The 23,498-nt window shown below is 41.4% G+C and carries 12 protein-coding genes and 7 pseudogenes; 11 read left to right on the forward strand and 8 right to left on the reverse strand.

All coding sequences use genetic code 11. From position 1 onward, the window contains the following. Positions 1 to 37: 37 nt before the first annotated feature. Positions 38 to 1,954: pseudogene (gene ftsH / locus CCS41_RS03915) on the forward strand (ATP-dependent zinc metalloprotease FtsH). A gap of 82 nt (positions 1,955 to 2,036) precedes the next feature. Here the strand turns inward: ftsH and CCS41_RS03920 are convergent. Both CCS41_RS03920 and CCS41_RS03925 read right to left on the reverse strand, forming a co-directional pair. Beyond that, positions 2,037 to 2,768 (reverse strand): annotated as a pseudogene (locus CCS41_RS03920) (IS5 family transposase); the annotation flags it as partial. Positions 2,769 to 2,788: 20 nt separating this feature from the next. After that, positions 2,789 to 3,612, reverse strand: a protein-coding gene (locus CCS41_RS03925) for an IS5 family transposase (RefSeq protein ID WP_240313821.1) whose coding sequence is annotated in 2 segments (ribosomal slippage) — positions 2,789 to 3,225 and positions 3,225 to 3,612 — 825 coding nt in all. Because the reading frame shifts where the segments join, the coding sequence is not laid out codon by codon here. 478 nt (positions 3,613 to 4,090) lie between these two features. Between CCS41_RS03925 and rhlE the strand changes: the two are divergent. Next, positions 4,091 to 5,302, forward strand: a pseudogene (gene rhlE, locus CCS41_RS03930) (ATP-dependent RNA helicase RhlE); the annotation flags it as partial. 21 nt (positions 5,303 to 5,323) lie between these two features. Here rhlE and CCS41_RS16445 read toward each other — a convergent pair. Both CCS41_RS16445 and CCS41_RS16450 read right to left on the reverse strand, forming a co-directional pair. After that, positions 5,324 to 6,166, reverse strand: a complete 843-nt coding sequence (locus CCS41_RS16445) for a hypothetical protein (protein ID WP_240313842.1) — start codon at positions 6,164 to 6,166, stop codon at positions 5,324 to 5,326. A gap of 5 nt (positions 6,167 to 6,171) precedes the next feature. Beyond that, entirely contained in the window at positions 6,172 to 6,774 is a 603-nt protein-coding gene (locus CCS41_RS16450; protein WP_240313843.1) for a glycosyltransferase family 39 protein, read from the reverse strand. Between the two features lie 191 nt (positions 6,775 to 6,965). On the opposite strand from CCS41_RS16450, the gene CCS41_RS03940 reads away from it, so the two are divergent. The 3 genes and pseudogenes from CCS41_RS03940 (at position 6,966) to bla (ending at position 8,899) form a co-directional block, all read left to right on the forward strand. Next, positions 6,966 to 7,214 (forward strand): GlsB/YeaQ/YmgE family stress response membrane protein, encoded by a 249-nt coding sequence (locus tag CCS41_RS03940; RefSeq protein WP_072550311.1) that lies wholly within the window; start codon positions 6,966 to 6,968, stop codon positions 7,212 to 7,214. 185 nt (positions 7,215 to 7,399) lie between these two features. Further along, a complete protein-coding gene (locus CCS41_RS03945) occupies positions 7,400 to 7,870 on the forward strand; it encodes a YehS family protein (protein WP_072550312.1) in 471 nt (156 codons plus the stop codon). A 142-nt stretch (positions 7,871 to 8,012) separates the two neighbouring features. After that, positions 8,013 to 8,899, forward strand: a pseudogene (gene bla, locus CCS41_RS03950) (class A beta-lactamase). A gap of 488 nt (positions 8,900 to 9,387) precedes the next feature. Here bla and CCS41_RS03955 read toward each other — a convergent pair. From CCS41_RS03955 to ompA, 3 genes and pseudogenes are all read right to left on the reverse strand, one after another. Then, entirely contained in the window at positions 9,388 to 11,274 is a 1,887-nt protein-coding gene (locus tag CCS41_RS03955; protein WP_072550314.1) for an ankyrin repeat domain-containing protein, read from the reverse strand. A gap of 639 nt (positions 11,275 to 11,913) precedes the next feature. Next, a complete protein-coding gene (folE, locus tag CCS41_RS03965; protein WP_072550315.1) occupies positions 11,914 to 12,579 on the reverse strand; it encodes a GTP cyclohydrolase I FolE in 666 nt (221 codons plus the stop codon). A 169-nt stretch (positions 12,580 to 12,748) separates the two neighbouring features. Beyond that, positions 12,749 to 13,806: pseudogene (ompA, locus tag CCS41_RS03970) on the reverse strand (porin OmpA). Between the two features lie 650 nt (positions 13,807 to 14,456). Between ompA and CCS41_RS03975 the strand changes: the two are divergent. The 3 genes and pseudogenes from CCS41_RS03975 (at position 14,457) to CCS41_RS03985 (ending at position 16,942) form a co-directional block, all read left to right on the forward strand. Then, on the forward strand, positions 14,457 to 15,065 hold the full coding sequence (locus CCS41_RS03975; RefSeq protein ID WP_119797240.1) for a TfoX/Sxy family DNA transformation protein: 609 nt from the start codon (positions 14,457 to 14,459) through the stop codon (positions 15,063 to 15,065). Between the two features lie 168 nt (positions 15,066 to 15,233). Continuing rightward, positions 15,234 to 16,150: pseudogene (lpxP, locus tag CCS41_RS03980) on the forward strand (kdo(2)-lipid IV(A) palmitoleoyltransferase). A 66-nt stretch (positions 16,151 to 16,216) separates the two neighbouring features. Continuing rightward, positions 16,217 to 16,942: an amino acid ABC transporter ATP-binding protein gene (locus CCS41_RS03985; protein WP_072550318.1), complete on the forward strand. Its 726-nt coding sequence runs from the start codon at positions 16,217 to 16,219 to the stop codon at positions 16,940 to 16,942. Between the two features lie 358 nt (positions 16,943 to 17,300). Here the strand turns inward: CCS41_RS03985 and cspE are convergent, their stop codons facing one another. Beyond that, the gene (gene cspE, locus CCS41_RS03990) at positions 17,301 to 17,513 is read right to left on the reverse strand and encodes a transcription antiterminator/RNA stability regulator CspE (RefSeq protein WP_072550319.1); all 213 of its coding nucleotides are present in this window, start codon (positions 17,511 to 17,513) and stop codon (positions 17,301 to 17,303) included. Between the two features lie 734 nt (positions 17,514 to 18,247). On the opposite strand from cspE, the gene relA reads away from it, so the two are divergent. The 3 genes and pseudogenes from relA to lepB all read left to right on the forward strand — a co-directional run bounded on the left by relA (position 18,248) and on the right by lepB (position 23,412). Then, positions 18,248 to 20,479 (forward strand): GTP diphosphokinase, encoded by a 2,232-nt coding sequence (gene relA, locus CCS41_RS03995; protein ID WP_072550320.1) that lies wholly within the window; start codon positions 18,248 to 18,250, stop codon positions 20,477 to 20,479. Between the two features lie 148 nt (positions 20,480 to 20,627). Then, a pseudogene (gene lepA / locus CCS41_RS04000) lies at positions 20,628 to 22,426 on the forward strand (translation elongation factor 4). 8 nt (positions 22,427 to 22,434) lie between these two features. Continuing rightward, on the forward strand, positions 22,435 to 23,412 hold the full coding sequence (gene lepB, locus CCS41_RS04005; protein ID WP_072550321.1) for a signal peptidase I: 978 nt from the start codon (positions 22,435 to 22,437) through the stop codon (positions 23,410 to 23,412). Positions 23,413 to 23,498 lie beyond the last annotated feature (86 nt).

Here is a 23,498-nt window from a genome sequence, read left to right on the forward strand (position 1 = left end):
AACACAGTTGTAATATGAGGCTAATCCCTTGAGTGACATGGCGAAAAACCTAATTCTCTGGTTAGTTATCGCAGTCGTATTGATGACTGTATTCCAGAGTTTTAGCCCCAGCGAATCAAACGGCCGTAGAGTAGACTACTCTACTTTTATGTCCGACGTGATCCAGGATCAGGTTCGTGAAACACAGATAAATGGGCGTGAAATCAGCGTCAACAAAAAGGATAATAGTCGGTATACAACTTTCATTCCGGTGAATGATCCTAAGTTGTTAGACACTTTATTGGCAAAAAATGTAAAAGTTGTCGGCGAGCCACCGGAAGAACCCAGTTTACTGGTCTCTATCTTTATTTCTTGGTTCCCAATGTTGCTGTTGATTGGGGTATGGGTCTTCTTCATGCGTCAAATGCAGGGCGGTGGCAGAGGGGGAGCCATGTCCTTTGGCAAGAGCAAAGCGCGAATGTTGACAGAAGATCAGATAAAAACTTCTTTTTCGGATGTTGCAGGTTGTGACGAAGCAAAGGAGGAAGTCAGTGAACTGGTTGAGTATTTGCGTGAGCCGGCTCGTTTCCAAAAGTTAGGCGGTAAAATTCCTAAAGGCGTATTGATGGTAGGGCCGCCAGGAACCGGTAAAACGTTGTTGGCGAAAGCCATCGCCGGAGAAGCAAAAGTTCCTTTTTTCACCATATCAGGTTCTGATTTTGTCGAGATGTTTGTTGGTGTCGGTGCCTCCCGTGTCCGAGACATGTTTGAGCAAGCCAAGAAAACGGCACCTTGTATCATTTTTATCGATGAAATCGATGCCGTGGGGCGGCAGCGTGGTGCAGGTTTAGGCGGCGGTCATGATGAGCGTGAGCAGACATTAAACCAAATGCTCGTTGAGATGGATGGTTTTGAAGGCAATGAAGGTATTATTGTTATCGCTGCGACAAACCGCCCTGATGTTTTAGACCCCGCGCTACTACGTCCGGGGCGTTTCGATCGTCAGGTTGTGGTCGGTTTACCTGATGTTCGCGGTCGTGAACAGATCCTAAAGGTGCATATGCGTCGTGTACCACTTGAGATTGATGTCAATGCTTCTGTTATAGCCCGTGGTACTCCTGGTTTTTCTGGGGCTGATTTAGCTAACTTGATTAATGAAGCTGCGTTGTTTGCTGCCCGAGGTAACAAACGTGCGGTTTCTATGGTTGAATTTGAAAAAGCTAAAGAAAAAATTATGATGGGTGCCGAGCGGCGCTCTATGGTGATGACCGAGGAACAAAAAGAATCGACGGCGTATCATGAAGCAGGTCATGCAATCATTGGTCGTTTAGTACCAGAGCATGATCCAGTGCATAAAGTCACCATTATCCCCGAGGACGTGCACTCGGGGTGACTTTCTTCTTGCCGGAAGGTGATGCGATTAGTGCGAGTCGTCAGAAATTGGAAAGTCAGATTTCTACATTGTATGGTGGTCGTCTTGCTGAAGAAATCATCTATGGTGTGGAAAAAGTTTCTACCGGTGCTTCGAATGATATCAAAGTAGCCACGTCTATCGCGCGTAACATGGTGACGCAATGGGGTTTTTCCGAAAAATTGGGCCCGTTGTTGTATGCCGAGGAAGAGGGCGAAGTATTCTTGGGGCGTTCTGTAGCCAAAGCTAAGCATATGTCCGATGAAACCGCACGTATTATTGATCAGGAAGTCAAACTTATTATAGATAGTAACTATCAGCGTACGCGTGATCTGCTCATGGAAAACAGGGATATTTTACATACCATGAAAGACGCGTTAATGAAGTATGAGACTATTGATGCCCTCAGATCGATGATCTTATGAGCCGTAAAGATGTCCGAGCTCCTGCCGGTTGGGACGCGATGTCGTGAAGGATAATTCGTCTGATAATGATGCGACACCACAAGCACCGACTCCAATGGACGACTCTGCTACACCAAATGCGAGTAATACTGCTTCATAAAAATAACGTAACAAAACACAGTCTTGGGTAAAGCCCCAAGGCTGTTTGGATTTTCACAATAGACCTCTTCGGAAACTCTGATTTATCTAATTTCCATGTTATAAATTGCAGCAATCAGATTAAATCGTAATCCAAAACGTTTTCGCCTGTTTCGATAACGATCTGATACGATTTTAAATCGTTTAATCATACCAATGACATTTTCGTTTAATACACGCAGGCTTGATAACTCACGATTGTTGCGTTTATCTTCTTTTGTTAAGGGATTTTTCTTTGTCTTTTTCTTAGGCAACGCCGAGTTTGAATGGATCTTGCCAAGCCCTTGGTAACCTGTATCTGTCACTGTTTTGATTTCAGGATGTATTCGCACGCCAGACTCTTTGAACAACCTAAAATCATGACGCCTCCCATGAGTAAAGCTTGTACAGATGACTGCTTTGCTTTTTTTATCGACGATCACTTGGGTTTTTAAGGTGGGTCGTTTCTTTTTTCCTGAGTAAAATTGCTTTTGTTTTTTTGGACGTTCAATCGGCGTTTCTGTGGCATCAATAAGAACGAGCTCATACTCCCTATCACTTTTTAATAAAGCTTTGCGTCCAGGGAGGGCAAAATCAGGATGCTTTATTAGCGTATTCTCTATCCATTTAATCGCTTCATAGCAGGTGCTCTCACTCACGCCATCGCTTTGGCTGACAGGAAAATAAGTGCGATATTCTCGTAGATACTCAAGTACCATTAATAAGCGATCTTCTAAACCCAGCTTGGGTTTCCGACCTCCTTTCCCTTGCTGACACTTATCCGCTTTATTCAATAGACCTCTTCGGAAACTCTGATTTATCTAATTTCCATGTTATAAATTGCTGCAATCAGATTAAATCGTAATCCAAAACGTTTTCGCCTGTTTCGATAACGATCTGATACGATTTTAAATCGTTTAATCATACCAATGACATTTTCGTTTAATACACGCTGGCTTGATAACTCACGATTGTTGCGTTTATCTTCTTTTGTTAAGGGATTTTTCTTTGTCTTTTTCTTAGGCAACGCCGAGTTTGAATGGATCTTGCCAAGCCCTTGGTAACCTGTATCTGTCACTGTTTTGATTTCAGGATGTATTCGCACGCCAGACTCTTTGAACAACCTAAAATCATGACGCCTCCCATGAGTAAAGCTTGTACAGATGACTGCTTTGCTTTTTTTATCGACGATCACTTGGGTTTTTAAGGTGGGTCGTTTCTTTTTTCCTGAGTAAAACTGCTTTTGTTTTTTTGGGGACGTTCAATCGGCGTTTCTGTGGCATCAATAAGAACGAGCTCATACTCCCTATCACTTTTTAATAAAGCTTTGCGTCCAGGGAGTGCAAAATCAGGATGCTTTATTAGCGTATTTTCTATCCATTTAATCGTTTCATAGCAGGTGCTCTCACTCACCCCATCGCTTCGGCTAACATGAAAATAAGTGCGATATTCCCGTAGATACTCAAGGGCCATTAATAAGCGATCTTCTAAACCCAGCTTGGGTTTACGACCTCCTTTCCCTTGCTTACATTTATCTGCTTCATTCAATATCTTTATCACCTTTTCAAATGTACTGCGTTTAACTCCGGTTAAGCGCCGAAATTTTTCCTCTTCCAATACCTTTATTTGTTCATATTTCATGGGGCTCCTTGTTCAGGAGATTTTTACCAACATTCCTACATGAATGCTATAGCAGGCGCCGTATCAGTTGATTATGAAAATTAGAAATAACATATTGATATTAATTAATATTTATTAACAAAAGTGATCACGTTACATGGCGCCTGCTATAGTTTCCGAAGAGGTCTAATAGACTTCTTGCAAAACCTACTAGGTGCTGTAAATTCCGCGTTACCTGGTGCTCGCAATCCTCATGTATTCGTTATGTTACTAGGGCTGCTGTGCTCTAGTGCCTTGACTTTGCATAACGAACTACGGTTTTGCAAGAAGTCTAATCAATAAAAATATCATTTCCTGCTAAAAATCTGTTACAGTTGCTCAAAATAGTACAATGCAGTTTGTACCGATCCCTCGTGGTAATCCCTCGTCTGACAATCCTCCTTAAAAACTGCCCCTGATATTGTCGTTGGGAAAGGGAGATTTGGAGCTTTTCATCATTATGTCATTTGATTCTCTCGGCTTAAACGCTAATATCCTGGATGCTGTTACCAAACAAGGCTATCTTGTGCCAACGCCAATTCAACAGCAGGCCATCCCCGTGGTATTGGCGGGGTGTGATTTAATGGCCTGTGCGCAAACAGGTACGGGAAAAACGGCAGCTTTTACCCTGCCGGTGCTGCAATTGCTGAGTCATAATCAGTCTCCAATTAAGGGACGTCGTCCAGTGCGTGCACTTATCCTTACGCCAACACGTGAATTAGCGGCACAGGTTGCTGAAAATGTAAGAGATTACAGTCAATGTCTTAAACTGCGTTCGTTGGTGGTCTTTGGTGGCGTTAATATCAATCCTCAGATGATGAAATTACGTGGTGGTGTTGATATTTTAATCGCTACTCCAGGTCGTTTATTGGACTTGGAACAGAAAAATGCTGTCGATTTATCAAAAGTTGAAATATTGGTGTTAGATGAAGCTGACCGTATGCTAGATATGGGTTTTATTCATGATATCCGCCGAGTGTTAGCTAAATTGCCAACAAAACGCCAAAATTTGCTATTTTCTGCAACATTTTCAAATGAAATAAAGTTATTAACCAATAAATTATTACATAATCCAGCTTCTGTTGAAGTAGCTCCACGTAATACTGCTTCTGAGCGGATCAAGCAGAGCGTCCATTTTGTGGATAAAAACCGTAAACGGCAACTGCTTTCTTATATGATCGGTAGTCAGAATTGGCAGCAAGTATTAGTGTTTAATCGTACTAAACATGGCGCTAATCATTTGGCCGAGCAATTGAATAAGGACGGTATTACTACCGCTGCTATTCATGGGAATAAGAGCCAAGGTGCCCGCACACGTGCACTGGCTGATTTTAAAAATGGTGAAATTCGCGTGCTAGTAGCAACAGATATTGCTGCTCGAGGGTTGGATATCGATCAATTGCCTCATGTTGTTAACTATGAGCTGCCAAACGTACCTGAAGATTATGTGCATCGTATTGGTCGTACTGGGCGTGCAGATTGTACCGGCGAAGCTATTTCTTTGGTCTGTGTCGATGAGCATAAATTATTGCGAGATGTTGAACGTTTACTCAAATGTGAGATCCCACGTATCACTATTGAAGGTTATCAGCCAGATCCAACAATTAAAGCTGCTCCGATTCAAAATGGACGCCAAGGGCGTAGCAGCACCTCACGCCCGAGTAAAAAGCGGCGTGTGGTGTAACTCAGAGGATTATTTTGGCGGAGCAAAGGCTAAACACAGTTTGATGGTGTCGCCCTGCTCCGTTGTAAAACTGTAGTCATGTTTTTTTGACAAATTGATAGTTGGAAAAGATTGTTTTACACCACCAAAGTCGGCTTCAGTACAATCGACCCCACGTTCACTAAGAAATAAGCCTCCATCAGTAATAATATTATTTTCCGTGAGATGTACATTATAAATATTGGGTTTTTGTTCATTTGACCACTGGGTTGCAGTTTTCGGATGATCAGGCGCATAGAATGTCAACCATTGGGACAGATAGCCCCCACCTACATACTTTAATGGAACATGGTAATTTTGTTGCCATAAATTATTTAGCTCAAGGCTGATGGGTTTTATATAATAAAATTTTGTCCCTGCTCCACGAATATTTTTTACTAATACGAGGGTGTAACCAGAACAAATAAGGATAGCCACAGATAATAAGGATAAATTAATTTTTCGCCAATTTTTTATTTTATCTACATTGATAAATAATAATGTTGCCACCGGTGCTAATAATGAAAAAGGTTGTAACCATTCTGTAATACGACCACCACTGTTAAAAAGAAAATAAAGAAAAATGATCAGAAGAGGGGGTAATAAAATAGCGATAACCGCCTTTTTTTCTGCTGTCTGTGGTGAAGCTATTTGGGCACCGAGTGGCAGTAAAATTAATCCTATTAAAACAACCGGGTAAAAAACGGACAAAAAAGCGACGATAACTTTGCTATTCAGCCCTGGTTTTATTTGTGAGTCTACCCAACCAAATGCTGCAAAATCATGTTGATAAAGCCACCAAGCATTAGGTGCAATAATGCAGGAAAAAAGCAAAATGGCTAGATAGAATTCTTTATATTTAAATGCTTTCCTTCCTTAGTAATCAGTGTATAAAACAGCATAAACGGCAAGAAAGACAATGAAGAATATTTTGACATTACGGCTAGGCCACAGACTAACGCGAGTAATAACCAATATTTTTTATCGTCATAAAGTGCTTTGATAAAAAAGAGAAATAAATATGGCCAAAACATAATTAGTAGGTAATTGTCATTATAGGAAATAATATCAAAATTAATCACACCACTTAAATTTAGACTCATCAGCAAAAAGAAAGCAATAATATGACAACCAAAAACGCGTAGACTGAGCAGCCATATACCCAGCATACCAATAGAAACCGCGATAAAATGTGTCGCATACCAATAGAAATCGAATGGGATGAATTTGCTAAACAATATCACTGGGAGCATCACTGCCCCGACCATATAAGGATTTTTGGGTGAACCAAATTCCAGATTATTTGCCCAATTTAACGCTTCAACAGCATCATAAGGTACTGTGGGATCAAAAGAATAAGAAACGAATGTCCATACCATGGCATAAAGAACAATAAAAAGAATGGCTAGAACCCGAAATTTTCTCGTATTAGGTACTCTCATCAATCAAATGCCTCAATTTTTTTCCGTCATGTCCGCTTGATTTTAACGTAGAAGGTGACGACTTACCATCATCAAGATGAGGGTAACTGCAACTCAAATTTGCGTATTTACTTAATAGGGTCTTAACTTAGGGAGAGTTGTATAAAAATAACCTGCTTGTCTAATAATGTGCTTTTAACTGGAGGTCTTATATGGGTATCCTATCGTGGATTATCTTTGGTTTGATAGCGGGTATTCTTGCTAAATGGATTATGCCAGGTAAAAATGATGGTGGGCTTATTATCACTATCATTTTAGGGATTGTTGGAGCCGTGGTGGGTGGCTATATCAGTACCTTTTTCGGAATGGGGAAGGTAGATGGATTTAACTTTGGTAGTTTTATTGTCGCTGTAATCGGTGCTTTAATTATATTATTTGTTTACCGAAAAATAAAAGGTTAATTTTATTTGTTATATTTTTTTATTTTTTTTAAAGGTGGCAATCATTGCCACCTTGCTGTATCTATTAGATAATAGACAGATTGTTAGTTGTTTTATATTGAGAAAATAATCATTAATTATTATACTACCCTAGTTAGCTGTTAAAATGGATCGTTTTTATGCACGTAGCAAAAATAGGGTAAAAAATGATAAATAATGATGTACTCCGTAGTGTTCGTTATATGCTTGATGTGAACGATGCTAAAATAACCGAAATTATTAAATTAACCAATTATCGAGTGAACAATGCAGATGTTATTAATTTTCTTAAAAAAGATGACGAAAAAAATTATCAGCATTGCCCTGATGAAGTGATGGCACATTTTTTAAATGGTCTGATTTTTTTTAAGCGTGGTAAAGATGATAAATTTCCTGCTCCTGCCATTGAGATCCCACTAAACAATAATATTGTGTTAAAAAAATTACGCGTGGCTTTTGAGCTAAGAGATACAGATATGCATGATATTTTTATTTCGGTTGGTTTTCCGGTAACGAAACCTGAATTAAATACCCTCTTTCGTAAAGAGGGTAGCAAAAATTTTCGTTTATGTGGCGATCAACTATTACGCAATTTTTTAAAAGGGCTAACTTTACGCACCCGTGTCATTAAAAAATAACGTTTGAATTAATAAGAGCTGAAGATAGGGAAAGTCTTCCAATTTATTGAAACATTCGATGCTACGTCTCTTTTGACCGAAAAAATTGAGTGTTATATCACATTAGTTATGATGTTCTTTTCAAAGATTAGGATAAATATATATGATTCACTCTCTACTTCGGCGTTCATTGTTCCTCGCTACTATTATTGTGCTTTTTGTTGGTGTTTGCCCGCTTTTATTTGCAGGTAATCAAGGTGTTAACCTAGCATCTATACAAGAAAAACTGTCAGAATTGGAAAAAATCTCCGGCGGACGACTTGGCTTGTTTGCGATAAATACGGCGAATAATTTAACGGTCCAATATCGCGCGGTAGAGCGTTTTCCTGTAACCAGTACTTTTAAAGTATTGGCTGTTGCGGCAATTTTAAAACAAAGTGTTACAGACCGCCAGCTACTGCAACAACGTATTACTTATAATCCTAAAGATCTCGTTTCTTATTCGCCGATTACTGAGAAACATCTTGGTATGACCGTTGAGGAGCTTTGTGCTGCTACTATTCAATACAGTGATAACACTGCAGTTAATCTTTTGATGAAATTACTCGGTGGACCAAAAGCAGTGACTGAGTTTGCACGTTCAATCGGTGATCATACTTTCAGACTCGACCGTTGGGAAACGGATTTAAATTCGGCAATCCCGGGTGATTTGCGTGATACCTCCACGCCTGTAGCAATGGCAAAAAGTGTGCAGCGCCTGGTACTAGGTGATGCTCTGCCGCCTGCCCAGCGTGAAAAACTACAGGTTTGGCTCAAAGGCAATACTACCGGTGATGCGAGTATTCGTGCAGGGATCCCCGAAGGCTGGGTTGTTGGCGATAAAACCGGGGCGGTGATTATGGCACCACCAATGATATTGGCGTGCTTTGGCCGCCCACGGCAGCACCTATCGTCGTCGCTATTTACTTCACACAAAATGAAAAAGATGCTCAGACACGTAAAGACGTGATCGCATCAGCGACTCGAATACTGATCAGTGCGTTCGATTGACGGTACCACAGCATTTGCTCTGTTTTTGCAGAAAATCTATTGCAACAGTGGCGATTTTGTTCTCTTGCGGTAGGGTGCGCTGGGTAAAGCCGCACCTATCTTGCAGGTGAAAGCTACCGTCTTGTCTCGGAAGGTGAAGCTAGCACCACCGAGTAGTAAGTCTTGTGCCTTTCCGGGTAACTTGGAGGGTGAAGCGTAGGTAACAAAACATTCGAGCTGAAACCAAATGGTGCATGTGATAGCCTGGAATGGGACCGATACGTCGGGTTATTTATATCGCCAATGCCATCGAATCAATACATTTATTATTTTCTCCAATCTTATCGAGAATGTAATAGGATACTATTAAGCAACCAGTTTACTATCTAATTAAGTTAATGTTTTGTGAGTAATACCTGAGAATAAAGGAGAGCCAGACATATTATCGCCGATCTGATTACCTGATATCACTGTTTTATTATCAGTGACCATAGCAGCCATTGAATGCTTTAAGGTTGTATCTCTCCATCCTGATTGCTATTCATTGTTGAAGTCTGCCTTTGATTATCAGCAGTATCGAGCAATTCACTTTCACTGCTGTTGAGTTGCGACTGTGGGGGACTATATAAAAATGCTTTGCTACGGACTAGTTGATCCTGTTGATCAAAATAAAGACTACCACTTTCAATAGCTGGCATGTATGTAATAACACTTGATATCGTATCGGTATTATTGAGTGGCTGTAATTTTCTAGTTTCTTTGATTATCAATACATTAATATCTGATTCATAGTCACCATAAATTTTGCTTTCAACATCCTTGATTTTATTTTTCAATACTTCTTGAGCTGCATCATGTTCCTCAGTAATTTCCTCAATTTCAATATTAATTTCACTATCAGATTTATCTGATTGTGCATATAATTTTTTTTCTTGTGCCTCAAATTGTTCAAATAATTGATCGGATTTTTCTTTTAATTCTGCCAGCTGTGTGTTTAAACTGTCCTTTTGCAGATAAAATTGTTCGTACTCATTCAAGAGAGTGTTTAATTCCGGCAGTTTTTCTCTATGGAAGTTACCTGATAACAACGCTTGAGTAGATAATATTCTCACGATATCCTGTGTATAGTATCCAGTGCTGTCCGGATATTGCAGTACTCCCTGAGTGGCTAAACGTTGTAAATTTTGTAAATCCTCTCCCGAGGTATAACAGAAATCCAGGTTACCATTCGCTTGATGAGAAGATTCATGGATCAGAGTCCAGACTAACTTTTCAAGAGTGCCAGCTCCTATATCTAAAGAAACTGTTTTATATGTGTATTTTGATGCTTGCCCTAATACTCCAGATTTGTATTCCAATACGATTTTATGATGACCTTTTTGGATCTCATTTAAATAATGTGCAACATTACTGGCTTTTCTTTCTAATTCTGCTAAATCACGGCGATTATAATCTTCCCCAAAAAGCTTGGTCAGTAACTTATTATAAGAAGGGTATAGTTCAGAAAGATGACCATCAGTCGTGCGTAGCATATTAAGTATCTGGATGCTTTTTTGGCAAGCGATTTGGGCTAAAGTCACTAGCGTGGGCAAATAGGATTCTAATGTGGATAAACTATTTTCTGACACCCCTTGAACAATCAGTCTGGATAATTCAGTCACTTTTTGTGAATCAATTTCTAATAAGGTGGGTAATTGAACACGCCCTGAAGGAAAATTTCCATTTTCAGCATCAAGCAATAATTGCCTGATAGTGTTACCCTCACTGTGCTCAGCAGGTTGTATATTTTGCGCAAGCTCAACAGGAGTTTGACCGGCAAAATTCTTTTTCGTCAGTGCAGTACTGTCAGAATATTTCAGGAGCTCTCTGACTATTTCAGTCTGGTTATGAATAATAGCCAAATGGAGCGCGGTATTGCCTCCGTTATAGGGTAATGTGACAGAACCTCCCATTTTCAATAGCGCAGTGATGGCAGACAGATCCCCTGTGGCGATTTTTTGAGGCAATTCATCCTGTTGAATATGAAGATTAATTTGATACTGTTGTAGCCAATCAGCCGGTTTTTCGCCGTTATGGTTAGCGATCTGTGGATCGACTCCTTCCTTCAAAGTTAAATACTGTGCCAGGGTGAGGTTGCGTGCGGCAACAGCATAATGGAGCGCAGTATTACCTTGTTTATCAACCAGATTTTTTAATCCCCATTGACCTGCAGGGGTTTTTAATATCATATTGATCGCTGCCTGGTTCCCGGCATCAATCGCACACATCAATAGAGTCTGACCATTTTTTTGAACACCTTTACCGCCATTAGCGTAATGCGTTGATAACTTGTCTGTCTTACCTGCTTTGATATCATTAAACAGAGCGCGATATTGATCAGAAGAATTGTTTTGCATGGTATTTTTAATATAACCTTAGTTTGGGATAAGAAACTGCATAACTATTTTTTAAAATACCCAATGGAAATATCCATTGGATAATTAAAAAAATAAATGTTGGAAATATACAGAGCTATTTTTTCTGCTTCCTTTTGTCAGGATATTTTTAATATCAGGATAATTTCAATCAGTTAGTTTCATATTTATCCCGAACTCAGGTTAATGTAGGATTGTTACGAAATGTAGAAAATCAAGCATGCCAAGAATATGACAGCAGTCGTCATGGCCTGGATCTTTCAGGTCTAACCTAATGTTGCTACATTGTAGATAATTACTATATGTTTACATATTTATAACATAAATTTACCTATTGTAACAATTTATATCCAGAGTAACACATACTATCTCTGCAAATTTAGATCGTAGATTGCGAGTAAATTTTTCCATAGTGAATAACGGTATTGTGAGTCAATACCGTTGATTGATAATAGATAGCGTACTTTGGAAAATTCAATATCGCCGCAGAGAGCCGGTTCCGCGTTGGTGACGCGTACGGGTGTGCCGATTAAATCAGCACGCAAATTGAGGCTAATTCTTTACGTAATAATTGTGGATTTTAATTATTTCATAACCAACAGGATCTCAATTTCATACGTATTAGTTAGTATGATAGGTGGCAGCCCGCAGAAATTCCTGACGTGTATTCTGACTGGATTTAAATAACCCTCCCAAAGATGTGGTGGTGGTGGTACTGGTAGCATCACAGATACCCCGGGCTTTTACGCAATAGTGAATAGCATCAATGGATACCGCTACATGATTGGTTTCAAGCAAAGTCTGTAATGCCAGCAAAATTTGTTGGGTAAGCCGCTCTTGCACCTGTGGTCTCTGGGAAAAAAACTGCACAATGCGATTTATCTTTGATAAACCAATGATATGTTCTTTTGGAATGTAAGACACGGTTGCTTTACCATTAATGGTAATAAAATGGTGTTCGCAGGTGCTGGTCATGGTGATGTTGCGCACCGTAATCATTTCGTCAACTTTCATTTTATTTTTAATCACGGTAATTTTGGGAAAATTCGTGTAATCCAGCCCAGAAAAAATTTCATCGACATACATTTTCGCAATACGGTTTGGTGTTTCCGCTAGACTATCGTTGGTTAAGTCAAGATTGAGTAATTTCATAATCTCGGTAATATGTTGCTGAATACGTGTCTTACGCGTTTTGACATCTAACATTTCCCCACACAATGGCGTTTCAAAGCCCTTGGCTTTCAACGCTGCATAAACCAGCTTGGCTTCTTCACTCAGTACTGACATTATTTTCTCCAACGGACATATGTTCCCTCGGCCCAATCATAGCTAAATTTTATCCAATCAACGCTCATGAGATTTTTTGCATAATCTGCTGTGAAAACGGTAGTTTTGCAAGAAGTCTATTAAAAAAACCCCGCTGTGCGGGGTTTGGTACGTAAGCAATATGTTGAGATTATGACTGTACAACAATTTCTTTGATACCTTTCACCTCGATCTCTACGCGACGATCTGGAGCCAAGCAATCTTGTGCAGCTGCTCCTCTTAATCTATCACAGGTAGAACCCGTCACTGGGTTTGCTTTACCCATACCACGCACAGATATTTTCTCTGCTGGGATACCTTGAGATACCAGATAATTCATCACGCTGTGGGCACGTTTTTCAGACAGCTTTTGGTTGTATTGTTCAGAACCAATACGGTCAGTATAACCCACGATCGTAGCAGAACCGTCTTTAGGATCCATCTGTTTTAACTGATCATAAAGTTGATCCAGTGCTTGCTGACCTGACTGTTTGAGTTCTGCCTTATTGAAATTAAATAAAACATCAGCCTTCAGGGTGAAACGCTTGGTTTCAACCACTGGGGCGGGGACGATGGGTGCGACGGGTATAGGTGTATCCTGACCAAAACGGTAAGCAAGACCTAGGCTCAACAGGCCGTTGTCTGGATGAGCACCAACAGTACCCTTATCACCGATATTGTTAGTATATTGGTACTCGGCACGGGTAGCCAGGTTTTTGGTAAGTGCGTACTCAAGACCGACGGCGGCCAGTGGAGAGATGCCGTAGTCGTGGTTACTTACCCTACCGGCAGACCCATTAGCGAAATTGCCCTTAGAATCGGCACGCCAAAACATGCCCCCCAGGCGCGTATAAACATCCAGATCCTGAGCAACGGGGTAACTCAGCTTGGCAGAAAGCTGAACGCCCTGTGCCTTAAAGGCACCATTGTTGACATCGCCTTTGTAAGGCATGCGGCCAAGCCAGTCATAGCCCCTTCCAAGCCGAAGTATGGGTTTACCTGGTAGCCCACAAACGCACCTGTACCCAATTGGCTTTGATGAGTAGGCCCGTTACCGACACCTTGATAGGCATTAGTCATACCTGTATCGCTATACCACGACCAGCCTAGTTTACCACCGGTGTACAAAGTATTATCTGCGGGAGCGGCTTGCGCTACTGTAGCGAAACCAGCCAGTGCCACTGCTAATGCGATAGCTGTCTTTTTCATTTTACGCCTCGTTATCATCCAAATAGGCAATGAGCCTTAAAAGCTTTTTAAGCCCTTGGTTAAAATTCTCAGCCAAGATTTTTATGCTTCCGTTCATGACGCTGCCAGTTTAATTTGGCATTTTAAAGCAACCTTGGCGATGTAAAGTCTACAACGTAGTAGAAAACTTACAAGTATGATGTGATAAAGTGCCCGAAAAAAAAGCAAAATTGTATGTGACGTTTAACAATTATGGTCATAAATGGCTCCATATTACAGCGTAATTCTAACCGACAAATCGCATTCTACCTGGCTTGGCAGTGTGACAAGGTGGATCTGGAATGCGTGTTAAAATTTGCATAATGAATCGGCTGAAAGTTTAAAAAATATTGTGAAATTCCTTGTTAATCAAGTTTTTCTATTGTTTTTACCGTCACCCACCCCTCTATTTAGGAAAACTGTGTTACCCATGCTGTATTTAAGCACAGTTTCTAATGTCAGATAGAAGATCAACAGAATTTTTCAAGGCGCCTCGCAGAATTGTGATGTAAGCCAATGCAAATTCATTTTGTGTTTGGATCCTCGATATATATTGCGTATTTTCTAGTTAGTTGTTCCTCTAATACTTATTGCAACGGAATAGTGATCTGGCTTTTACTAAAGGAGCAGTAATGAAGCATTTATCAGAAAAAAAAATAGCTCAGGTTCAGGATTATTTTACCTTCCTAAAACCTATCACTTCTCGTTCACAGTTCGGTGGATATGGTTTGTTATCTAATGGCATTATGTTTGCGTTGGTTTCTGACGGTGAATTGTATTTACGGGCTAATGATAATGTTGAACATCTTTTCCAGGCACGGAAAATGACAAATCTGGTTTATTACAAACGAGGTATACCAGTTTTCTTACGATACTACTGGGTCGATCAAACGTTGTGGCAAGAAAAGGAGACCTTAACCCATTTTGTTCATCTTGCCCATCAGGGAGCTGAGGCAGAAGCCTTAAGGAAGAAACAAAAAGCTATTAGATTGAAAGATTTGCCTAATTTAAGTCTTGGTATTGAGCGGTTGTTATGGAAAGTGGGCATCAAAAATGTTCATGAACTGCGACTCAAAGGGGAAAAATGCAGTTATTTGCAACTACGCGCGCTTAAGAGTTCGTTGGGTGTTAATATGTTATTAGCTTTGGCGGGTGCCATCAATGGTTATCATCATGCGGTGTTACCAAAGGTTTTGCGTCATGAATTACTTGAGTGGTTTGAAGAGATAAAAGGCCCATGAATGGTGGGCGCTAAAGGTTTTACACTACAAATATTTTCATTTGTTTCAATAAAATAGCTGCCATGCTCAAATTAACTGAAAAAATCTCCTCTTCCCCGCCTGGCGCATGGCACGATAAGGTTTTCTTGGAAGCGTATAAGTGTATAGATGAAAACGGGGCTACATGTGATGAGATCACCAAGGTTTAAGTTTTTGCTATTGCATCCTTATTACTGGTTGACCTGGTTTGGTTTGGGTATCCTTTTTTTGTTAATCCAGCTTCCTTATCCACTGCTGCTTAGGCTCGGTGTCTACCTGGGACGTTTATCCATGCGGTTCCTTAAAAGGCGTGTTTTTATTGCCAGGCGTAATCTGGAACTTTGTTTTCCTCAAATGGATAAACAGCTTTTGGAACAGACTATTACAAGCAATTTTGAATCACTTGGCATGGGGTTGTTGGAAACAGGTATGGCGTGGTTCTGGTCGAACGCCCGAATTCAACGTTGGTTTACGGTGTCTGGTTTACATCATTTACAGCATGCACAAGAAAATAATCGTGGTGCGTTACTGATCGGCATACATTTTATGTCATTAGAGTTGGGAGGAAGAGTGATGGGACAATGTCAGCCAATGATGGCAATGTATCGTCCTCACAACAATAAGGCACTGGAATTTGTACAAACTTGGGGCGTATGCGTTCCAATAAGGCTATGTTGGCGCGTAAAGATCTACGTGGTATGGTACATGCCCTGAGGAAAGGTGAAGCGGTATGGTTTGCCCCTGATCAGGATTACGGCGCCAAAGGCAGTGTATTTGCGCCATTTTTTGCGGTTGATCGCGCTGCTACTACCAACGGTACTTTTATGTTAGTGAGGATGGCAAATCCTGCTTTGGTACCCGTGGTGTTGATCAGAAAACAAAATGGTTGTGGTTACGAGCTATTGATCCAGCCAGCACTGAAGGAATATCCAGTGGATGATAATGTAGCTGCCGCGAGTTTTATGAATAAAGTGGTTGAAAAAGAAATTATGCGTGCACCAGAACAATACTTGTGGTTGCATCGTCGTTTTAAAACACGTCCGCTTGGGGCTGAGTCGCTTTATTAAATCTCTTGTATTCGCTGATTTCTTTTGTGATGCTGATTGACTCTTTAACATACAAAGGATAACTTTATGATTTCCTTGAAAAACGTGTCTAAGTGGTACGGCCATTTTCAAGTTTTGCACGACTGTTCCATTGAAGTGAAAAAAGGTGAAGTTGTGGTGGTCTGTGGTCCTTCAGGTTCAGGGAAATCCACCTTGATTAAGACAGTTAATGCCCTGGAGTCCATTCAGCAGGGAAATATTAAAGTTAACGGAATTGCAGTGAATGATAAGGATATCAATTTGGCTGCATTACGTGCAAAAATTGGTATGGTGTTCCAACATTTTGAGTTATTTCCGCATCTCTCTATCATTAAAAACCTAACGTTGGCACAAGTGAAAGTACTCAAGCGTGATAAAACGACAGCTCGTGAAAAAGGTCTACAATTGTTACAACGTGTTGGGCTTACTGCGCATGCAGAAAAATTGTCATCCGAGTTATCTGGCGGTCAGCAGCAGCGTGTAGCTATTGCAAGGGCGCTGTGTATGGATCCTGTTGCCATATTATTTGATGAACCCACCTCCGCTCTCGATCCAGAAATGATCAACGAAGTACTGGACGTAATGACGAAATTAGCTGAAGAGGGTATGACCATGATGGTGGTTACTCATGAGATGGGCTTTGCACGTAGAGTGGCTGACAGGGTAATCTTTATGGATGAAGGGAGAATCCTCGAAGACAGTAACAAAGATGACTTTTTCACTAATCCCAAATCAGATCGTGCTAAAGATTTTTTGGCGAAGATTTTGCATTAATTTCCGTATTATCCGTATTATCCGTATTAACCTACAGCTCCTTTTTATTTTTTCACCGAATGATAGCATTCCTGTAGGTATCGGATGAGTAAAATCATTTAATATGCAGTGATATTAGAATTTATTCGGAATCGTCATGTGTGACGCTCAGATAGGGAAAAATAGGCGAGAAAGCGTAGTTGCGTTTTTCATATACAACACAAGGTAACAAGTGAACATTTTGAGATTGTTTTTGACGAGTGACTTAACCAAAACACGGCGAGCACAAGAGATTTCGAACAGGTTACTTGGGTGAGGGGCTTCAAAAAACCCGCCTATCAGCGGGTTCATAGCATCAGCAAAGCAAAATGATTAAATATCAATCAGTAGTGACGTTTGCTGCAGATGGACCTTTAGCACCGTTTTCGATAGTAAACTGTACCTGTTGCCCTTCAGCTAAGGTTTTAAAGCCATCGCTCTTGATTGCAGAAAAGTGCACGAAGACATCTTTGCTACCGTCTTCTGGTGTAATAAAACCAAAACCTTTAGACTCGTTGAACCACTTTACTGAGCCTTTTTTTGTATCAGACATGTGTATTTCCTTTATTAAAAAATTTGCCGCCACGGGCGTGTTATAGCCAGCTATCAGTCGTTACTTATGGAGGCATTTATTGAAGAAAATTCGTCAGTGAAGGGCTATCAACGATAACGCTTTAAATATGAACTACTTTACTCAAGATGTCGTGCATAAATAGGCAGATCTGTACCACAGGCTGGGGCGCATTAACTCATGAACTGCTTTTAATAGCAATATTTTTTTCTTCTAGGCTCATGTCAGTGTGGTTACACAAAATCGCTACCGGCTGGGCATTCTAGTCTAATTTAGGAAAAAATCCTTTCGAAAAAAAGCATTTTTTATCATTAGGCTTCTTGCAAAACCGTAGCGAGGGGGTGAAGTCAAGGCGAGAAATTTGTATTCTCCATTGGCTTATGTTGTACTAAAATCCGGCGAGGTTTTCTATACAGATATACCCTTCGCCTTTCAAGTTACGGCGGCGTTGGCTGCTCGCACTCATCCCAGTCATGTACTACTTGTACACGCTTGGGATTCGATTGATTGCCGCCTTGCCGTAACTCGAAATTCATTGGGTATATACCACTGTTTGGGTGAGTAAGGATCTGTTTGAAGTCTATTGTGAGCACCGCGCAACATAGGATCCACGTCACGCAACATGTTTCTCCATAGATTTCGAATAGCCTCGCATAGTCAGTAATAAACCATCAAAGATAAGTAACGGTAACAGGCCGCTTAATAACGGGGAAATTATGGTTGCTGTCAGAAATACACATTTGAACCCGGCGGGTGAATTTGCTCTTGATCTGTGGATCGCCAATCTACGGCTGAATCCTCAGTCGTCCGAGCGACTGGCTGAAACGTGGCACTATTGTGAACAGCAGACGAAAAATCATCCAGATGCTTCTCTGTTGCTGTGGCGTGGTCTGGAAATGGTAGAAATTCTTGCCACTCTCAGTATGGATAACGACAGTATGCGTGCCGCGTTGCTATTTCCGTTAGTGGATGCCAATTTAGTAGAGGAAGCAACCCTTAACGAAAATATGGGCATAAGCATCACGACACTGATCCGTGGGGTGCGTGATATGGACGCGATTCGCCAGTTAAAAGCAACCCACAATGATACGATGGGTTGCGAACAAGTGGACAATGTTCGTCGTATGTTACTCGCGATGGTAGAAGATTTTCGCTGTGTAGTGATTAAGCTGGCAGAACGAATCGCACATCTGCGGGAAGTGAAAGATGCTCCAGAAGATGAACGGGTTTTGGCCGCTAAAGAATGTTCCAATATTTATGCTCCTCTGGCGAATCGATTGGGTATCGGTCAAATCAAATGGGAACTGGAAGATCTCTGCTTCCGCTATTTGCATCCTGCCCGATATCAACAAATTGCCAAATTACTTCATGAGCGGCGTATTGATCGTGAAAAGTTTATTGACAATTTTACCACCACGTTGCGTAGTGCTATGGCGGATGAAAACATAGAGGCGGAAATTTATGGCCGCCCCAAACATATCTATAGCATTTGGCGCAAAATGCAGAAAAAATCGCTCACCTTTGATGAACTTTTTGATGTGCGCGCAGTGCGCATCGTCGTCAAACGCCTGCAAGACTGTTATGCGGCATTAGGCGTGGTCCATACCTATTTCCGCCATTTACCGGATGAGTTTGATGATTATGTCGCTAATCCTAAACCCAATGGCTACCAATCGATTCATTCCGTGGTACTGGGACCCAAGGGAAAAACGTTAGAAATCCAAATCCGTACTGAACGAATGCATGAAGATGCCGAATTGGGCGTTGCCGCTCATTGGAAATATAAAGAAGGTGCGGCCGCGGTCGGGCATTCAGGCTACGAAAACCGGATCGCGTGGTTGCGTAAACTGATTGCCTGGCAAGAAGAAATGGCAGATTCAGGAGAGATGCTTGACGAAGTACGCAGCCAAGTATTTGATGATCGAGTTTACGTTTTTACACCGAAAGGTGATGTGATTGATTTACCAGTCAACTCTACACCACTGGATTTCGCTTACTATATCCATAGTGATATTGGGCATCGTTGTATTGGCGCTAAAGTGGGTGGTCGCATCGTCCCCTTTACCTATCACCTGAAAATGGGTGATCAGATTGAAATTACTACTCAAAGGCAACCGAATCCGAGCCGTGACTGGTTGAATCCTAATTTAGGCTATGTCACTACTCACCGTGGACGTTCTAAAATTCATTATTGGTTCCGCAAACAGGATCGGGATAAAAACATCCTGGCTGGACGTCAGATATTGGACAATGAGTTGGAACAACTCAATATTAGCTTGAAAAAAGCCGAAAAACTGTTGATCTCACGTTATAACGTCAATTCACTGGATGAATTATTGGCAGCTATTGGCAGTGGTGATGTCCGTGTTAACCAAATGGTTAATTTCTTACAGGGCACGTTTAAGAAACCCAGTGCGGAAGAAGCTGATCAGCAGGCTCTACATCAGCTAACCCATAAGACTCAGCACTCTTTACATACCAGTAGCAAAGACAACGGGCGTATTATTGTGCAAGGAATAGGTAATCTAATGCACTATATCGCCCGTTGTTGCCAGCCAATACCCGCAGATGAAATTGTTGGTTTTATCACCCAAGGACGGGGAGTCTCCATTCACCAGGTCGCTTGTGAGCAACTGGCAGAGCTGAGATCTCATGCACCTGAACGTATCATAGAAGCAACATGGGGAGACAATTACTCGAACGGTTATTCTTTAGTAGTACGAGTTATCGCTAATGATCGCAGCGGATTATTACGTGATATCACCACAGTCTTGGCTAATGAGAAAGTGAATGTTTTGCGGATTAGCAGCCACTGTGATGTCAAAAAACAATTAGCGTCCCTCGATATGGATATTGAAATCTATAATGCAGAAGTACAGGGGCGCGTATTAGCCAAATTCAAGATGTTGCCGGATGTGATTGATGCTCGGCGTTTACATGGTGATTGAACAGCCCTTGGATTATTTTTGGTCGGTTTGCTTCATTCACTCTGTTTTGCGTCCTTTCTACCTATCGGATAAAGCTGTAATATGCAGGCAAATTTGCAGGGTGGTTTTTTTGAGTTCTGAACAGCCTCTTAAGAGAAAAAATTTACAAATGAAATTCATACGAAATTTCTCCATTATTGCCCATATCGATCATGGCAAGTCGACACTATCCGACCGTATTATCCAAATTTGCGGTGGTTTAGCTGAACGTGAGATGGCAGCACAAGTTCTTGATTCGATGGATCTCGAACGTGAACGCGGTATTACTATTAAAGCACAAAGTGTAACTTTGGATTACCACGCTAAGGATGGTCAAAGCTATCAGCTTAATTTTATCGACACCCCCGGACATGTTGATTTCTCTTATGAGGTCTCCCGCTCACTGGCTGCTTGTGAAGGAGCACTGTTGGTGGTTGATGCCGGTCAAGGGGTAGAAGCGCAAACATTAGCTAATTGTTATACCGCAATGGAAATGAATCTAGAAGTGGTTCCAGTGCTGAATAAAATTGACTTACCGGCTGCTGATCCCGATCGCGTCGCACAAGAAATTGAAGACATCGTGGGTATTAGCGCAATTGATGCCGTGCGTTGTTCAGCAAAAACGGGCGTGGGTGTCAGCGATGTACTGGAACGCCTGGTTCGTGATATTCCCCTCCAACAGGAGACGCCAGTGCCCCGTTGCAGGCACTGATTATCGATTCATGGTTTGATAATTATTTAGGTGTTGTTTCTTTAATTCGTATTAAAAACGGCACTCTGTGCAAAGGTGATAAAATTAAAGTAATAAGTACGGGTCAAAGTTATAATGCGGATCGTTTGGGCATTTTTACTCCGAAACGTATTGATCGTGATAAGCTCAATTGCGGTGAAGTGGGTTGGGTAGTTTGTGCCATCAAAGACATTCTTGGCGCACCGGTTGGTGATACATTGACATTGAACCACCAACCGGCAGAAAGCGCTTTGCCTGGCTTTCAAAAAGTTAAGCCTCAGGTTTATGCGGGCTTGTTCCCGATCAGTTCTGATGATTATGAGACTTTCCGTGATGCACTGGGTAAACTGAGTTTGAACGATGCTTCTCTCTTTTATGAACCCGAGAGTTCCACTGCACTGGGTTTCGGCTTTCGTTGTGGCTTTCTTGGATTATTACATATGGAGATTATTCAAGAACGTTTGGAACGTGAATACGATCTTGATCTGATCACCACCGCACCAACAGTAGTGTATGAAGTACAGACTACAGGCAAAGAAACCCTGCATATTGATAGCCCATCGAAACTCCCTCCGTTAAACAATATTACAGAATTGCGCGAGCCTATTGCTCAATGTCATATGTTGTTACCGCAGGAATACCTGGGTAATGTGATCACGCTATGTATCGAAAAACGTGGTGTACAGACCAATATGGTGTATCACGGTAATCAAGTCGCTTTAACTTACGATATTCCAATGGCAGAAGTGGTGCTGGATTTCTTTGATCGTCTGAAATCAACATCTCGTGGGTACGCGTCTCTGGATTATAATTTCAGCAAATTCCAAACTGCGGATATGGTGCGGGTCGATGTGTTGATCAATAACGAGCGTGTCGATGCGTTAGCATTGATTACTCATCGTAATAACGCGCAATACCGTGGTCGTGATTTAGTGGAAAAAATGAAAGAACTTATCCCACGTCAACAATTTGATATTGCGATTCAAGCTGCTATTGGTAATCAGGTTATTGCACGATCGACAGTAAAACAATTGCGCAAAAATGTCATTGCCAAATGTTACGGTGGCGATGTCAGTCGTAAAAAGAAACTGTTGCAGAAACAGAAAGAAGGCAAAAAACGGATGAAGCAGGTTGGGAACGTTGAACTTCCACAAGAAGCTTTTTTGGCCATTTTACACGTGGGTAAAAATAGCAAATAGGAGATCGTATGGCTAACATGTTCGCTTTGCTTTTAGCTATAGCAACGCTGGTGACAGGGATTATTTGGTGTTTAGAACGCTTAAAATGGGCACCGGCTCGTCAGGCAAAAGTTGCCGCTATTGATACCGCTGGTGGTGATCTGCTGGATAATAATGCGCAGCAAAAAGCAGCCAAACAACCTGGTTGGATCGAGCATACTGTCTCGATTTTTCCCGTATTGGCACTGGTATTCATCATGCGTTCGTTTATTTACGAACCTTTTCAGATCCCTTCGGGTTCAATGATGCCGACATTATTGATAGGTGATTTTATTTTGGTGGAGAAATATGCTTATGGCATTAAAGATCCTATCAGCTTAACGACACTGATCCCAACCGGTCATCCTAAACGTGGTGATATTGCCGTTTTTAAATATCCGTTAAATCCGCGACTCGACTATATTAAACGTGTTATTGGTTTACCCGGTGATCGAGTGAGCTATGATCCTGTCAGCAAAGAAGTCACGGTACAGCCGTCCTGCAGCAGTGGCAATACTTGTGAGAGTAAACTGGTGATGACTTACAGTACACTCTTACCGAGTGAACTCGTACAGACGTTCCGTTTTCTGGGTAACAGCGAGTCATCAGCAGGTTTTTTTCAGATCCCACTGGATCGGGAAATACCCGAAGAGGGGATACGTCTGCGTACTCGTGATGAGCGCATTGGTTCAGTCACGCATCCTATTTTAACCGTTCCGGGTGCTCACGATCAGCTAAGTTCCTATTATCAACAACCTGGTCAGTCTTTTGGCGTGTGGGTGGTGCCTGAAGGTCACTATTTTATGATGGGTGATAATCGGGATAACAGTGCAGACAGCCGTTATTGGGGCTTTGTACCTGAACGTAACCTGGTGGGTAAAGCAACGGCTATCTGGATGAGTTTTGATAAGCAGGAAGGTGAATGGCCAACGGGAGTACGTCTAAACCGTATTGGCGGCATTCATTAATAGGCTTCTTGCAAAACCTACTATGTGCTGCAAATTCTGCGTTACGTGGAGCTCGCAATCCTCATGTACTACAGTCGGTTGCTGTG

This window comes from Candidatus Fukatsuia symbiotica (genome assembly GCF_003122425.1).
GTDB lineage: Bacteria > Pseudomonadota > Gammaproteobacteria > Enterobacterales > Enterobacteriaceae > Fukatsuia > Fukatsuia symbiotica.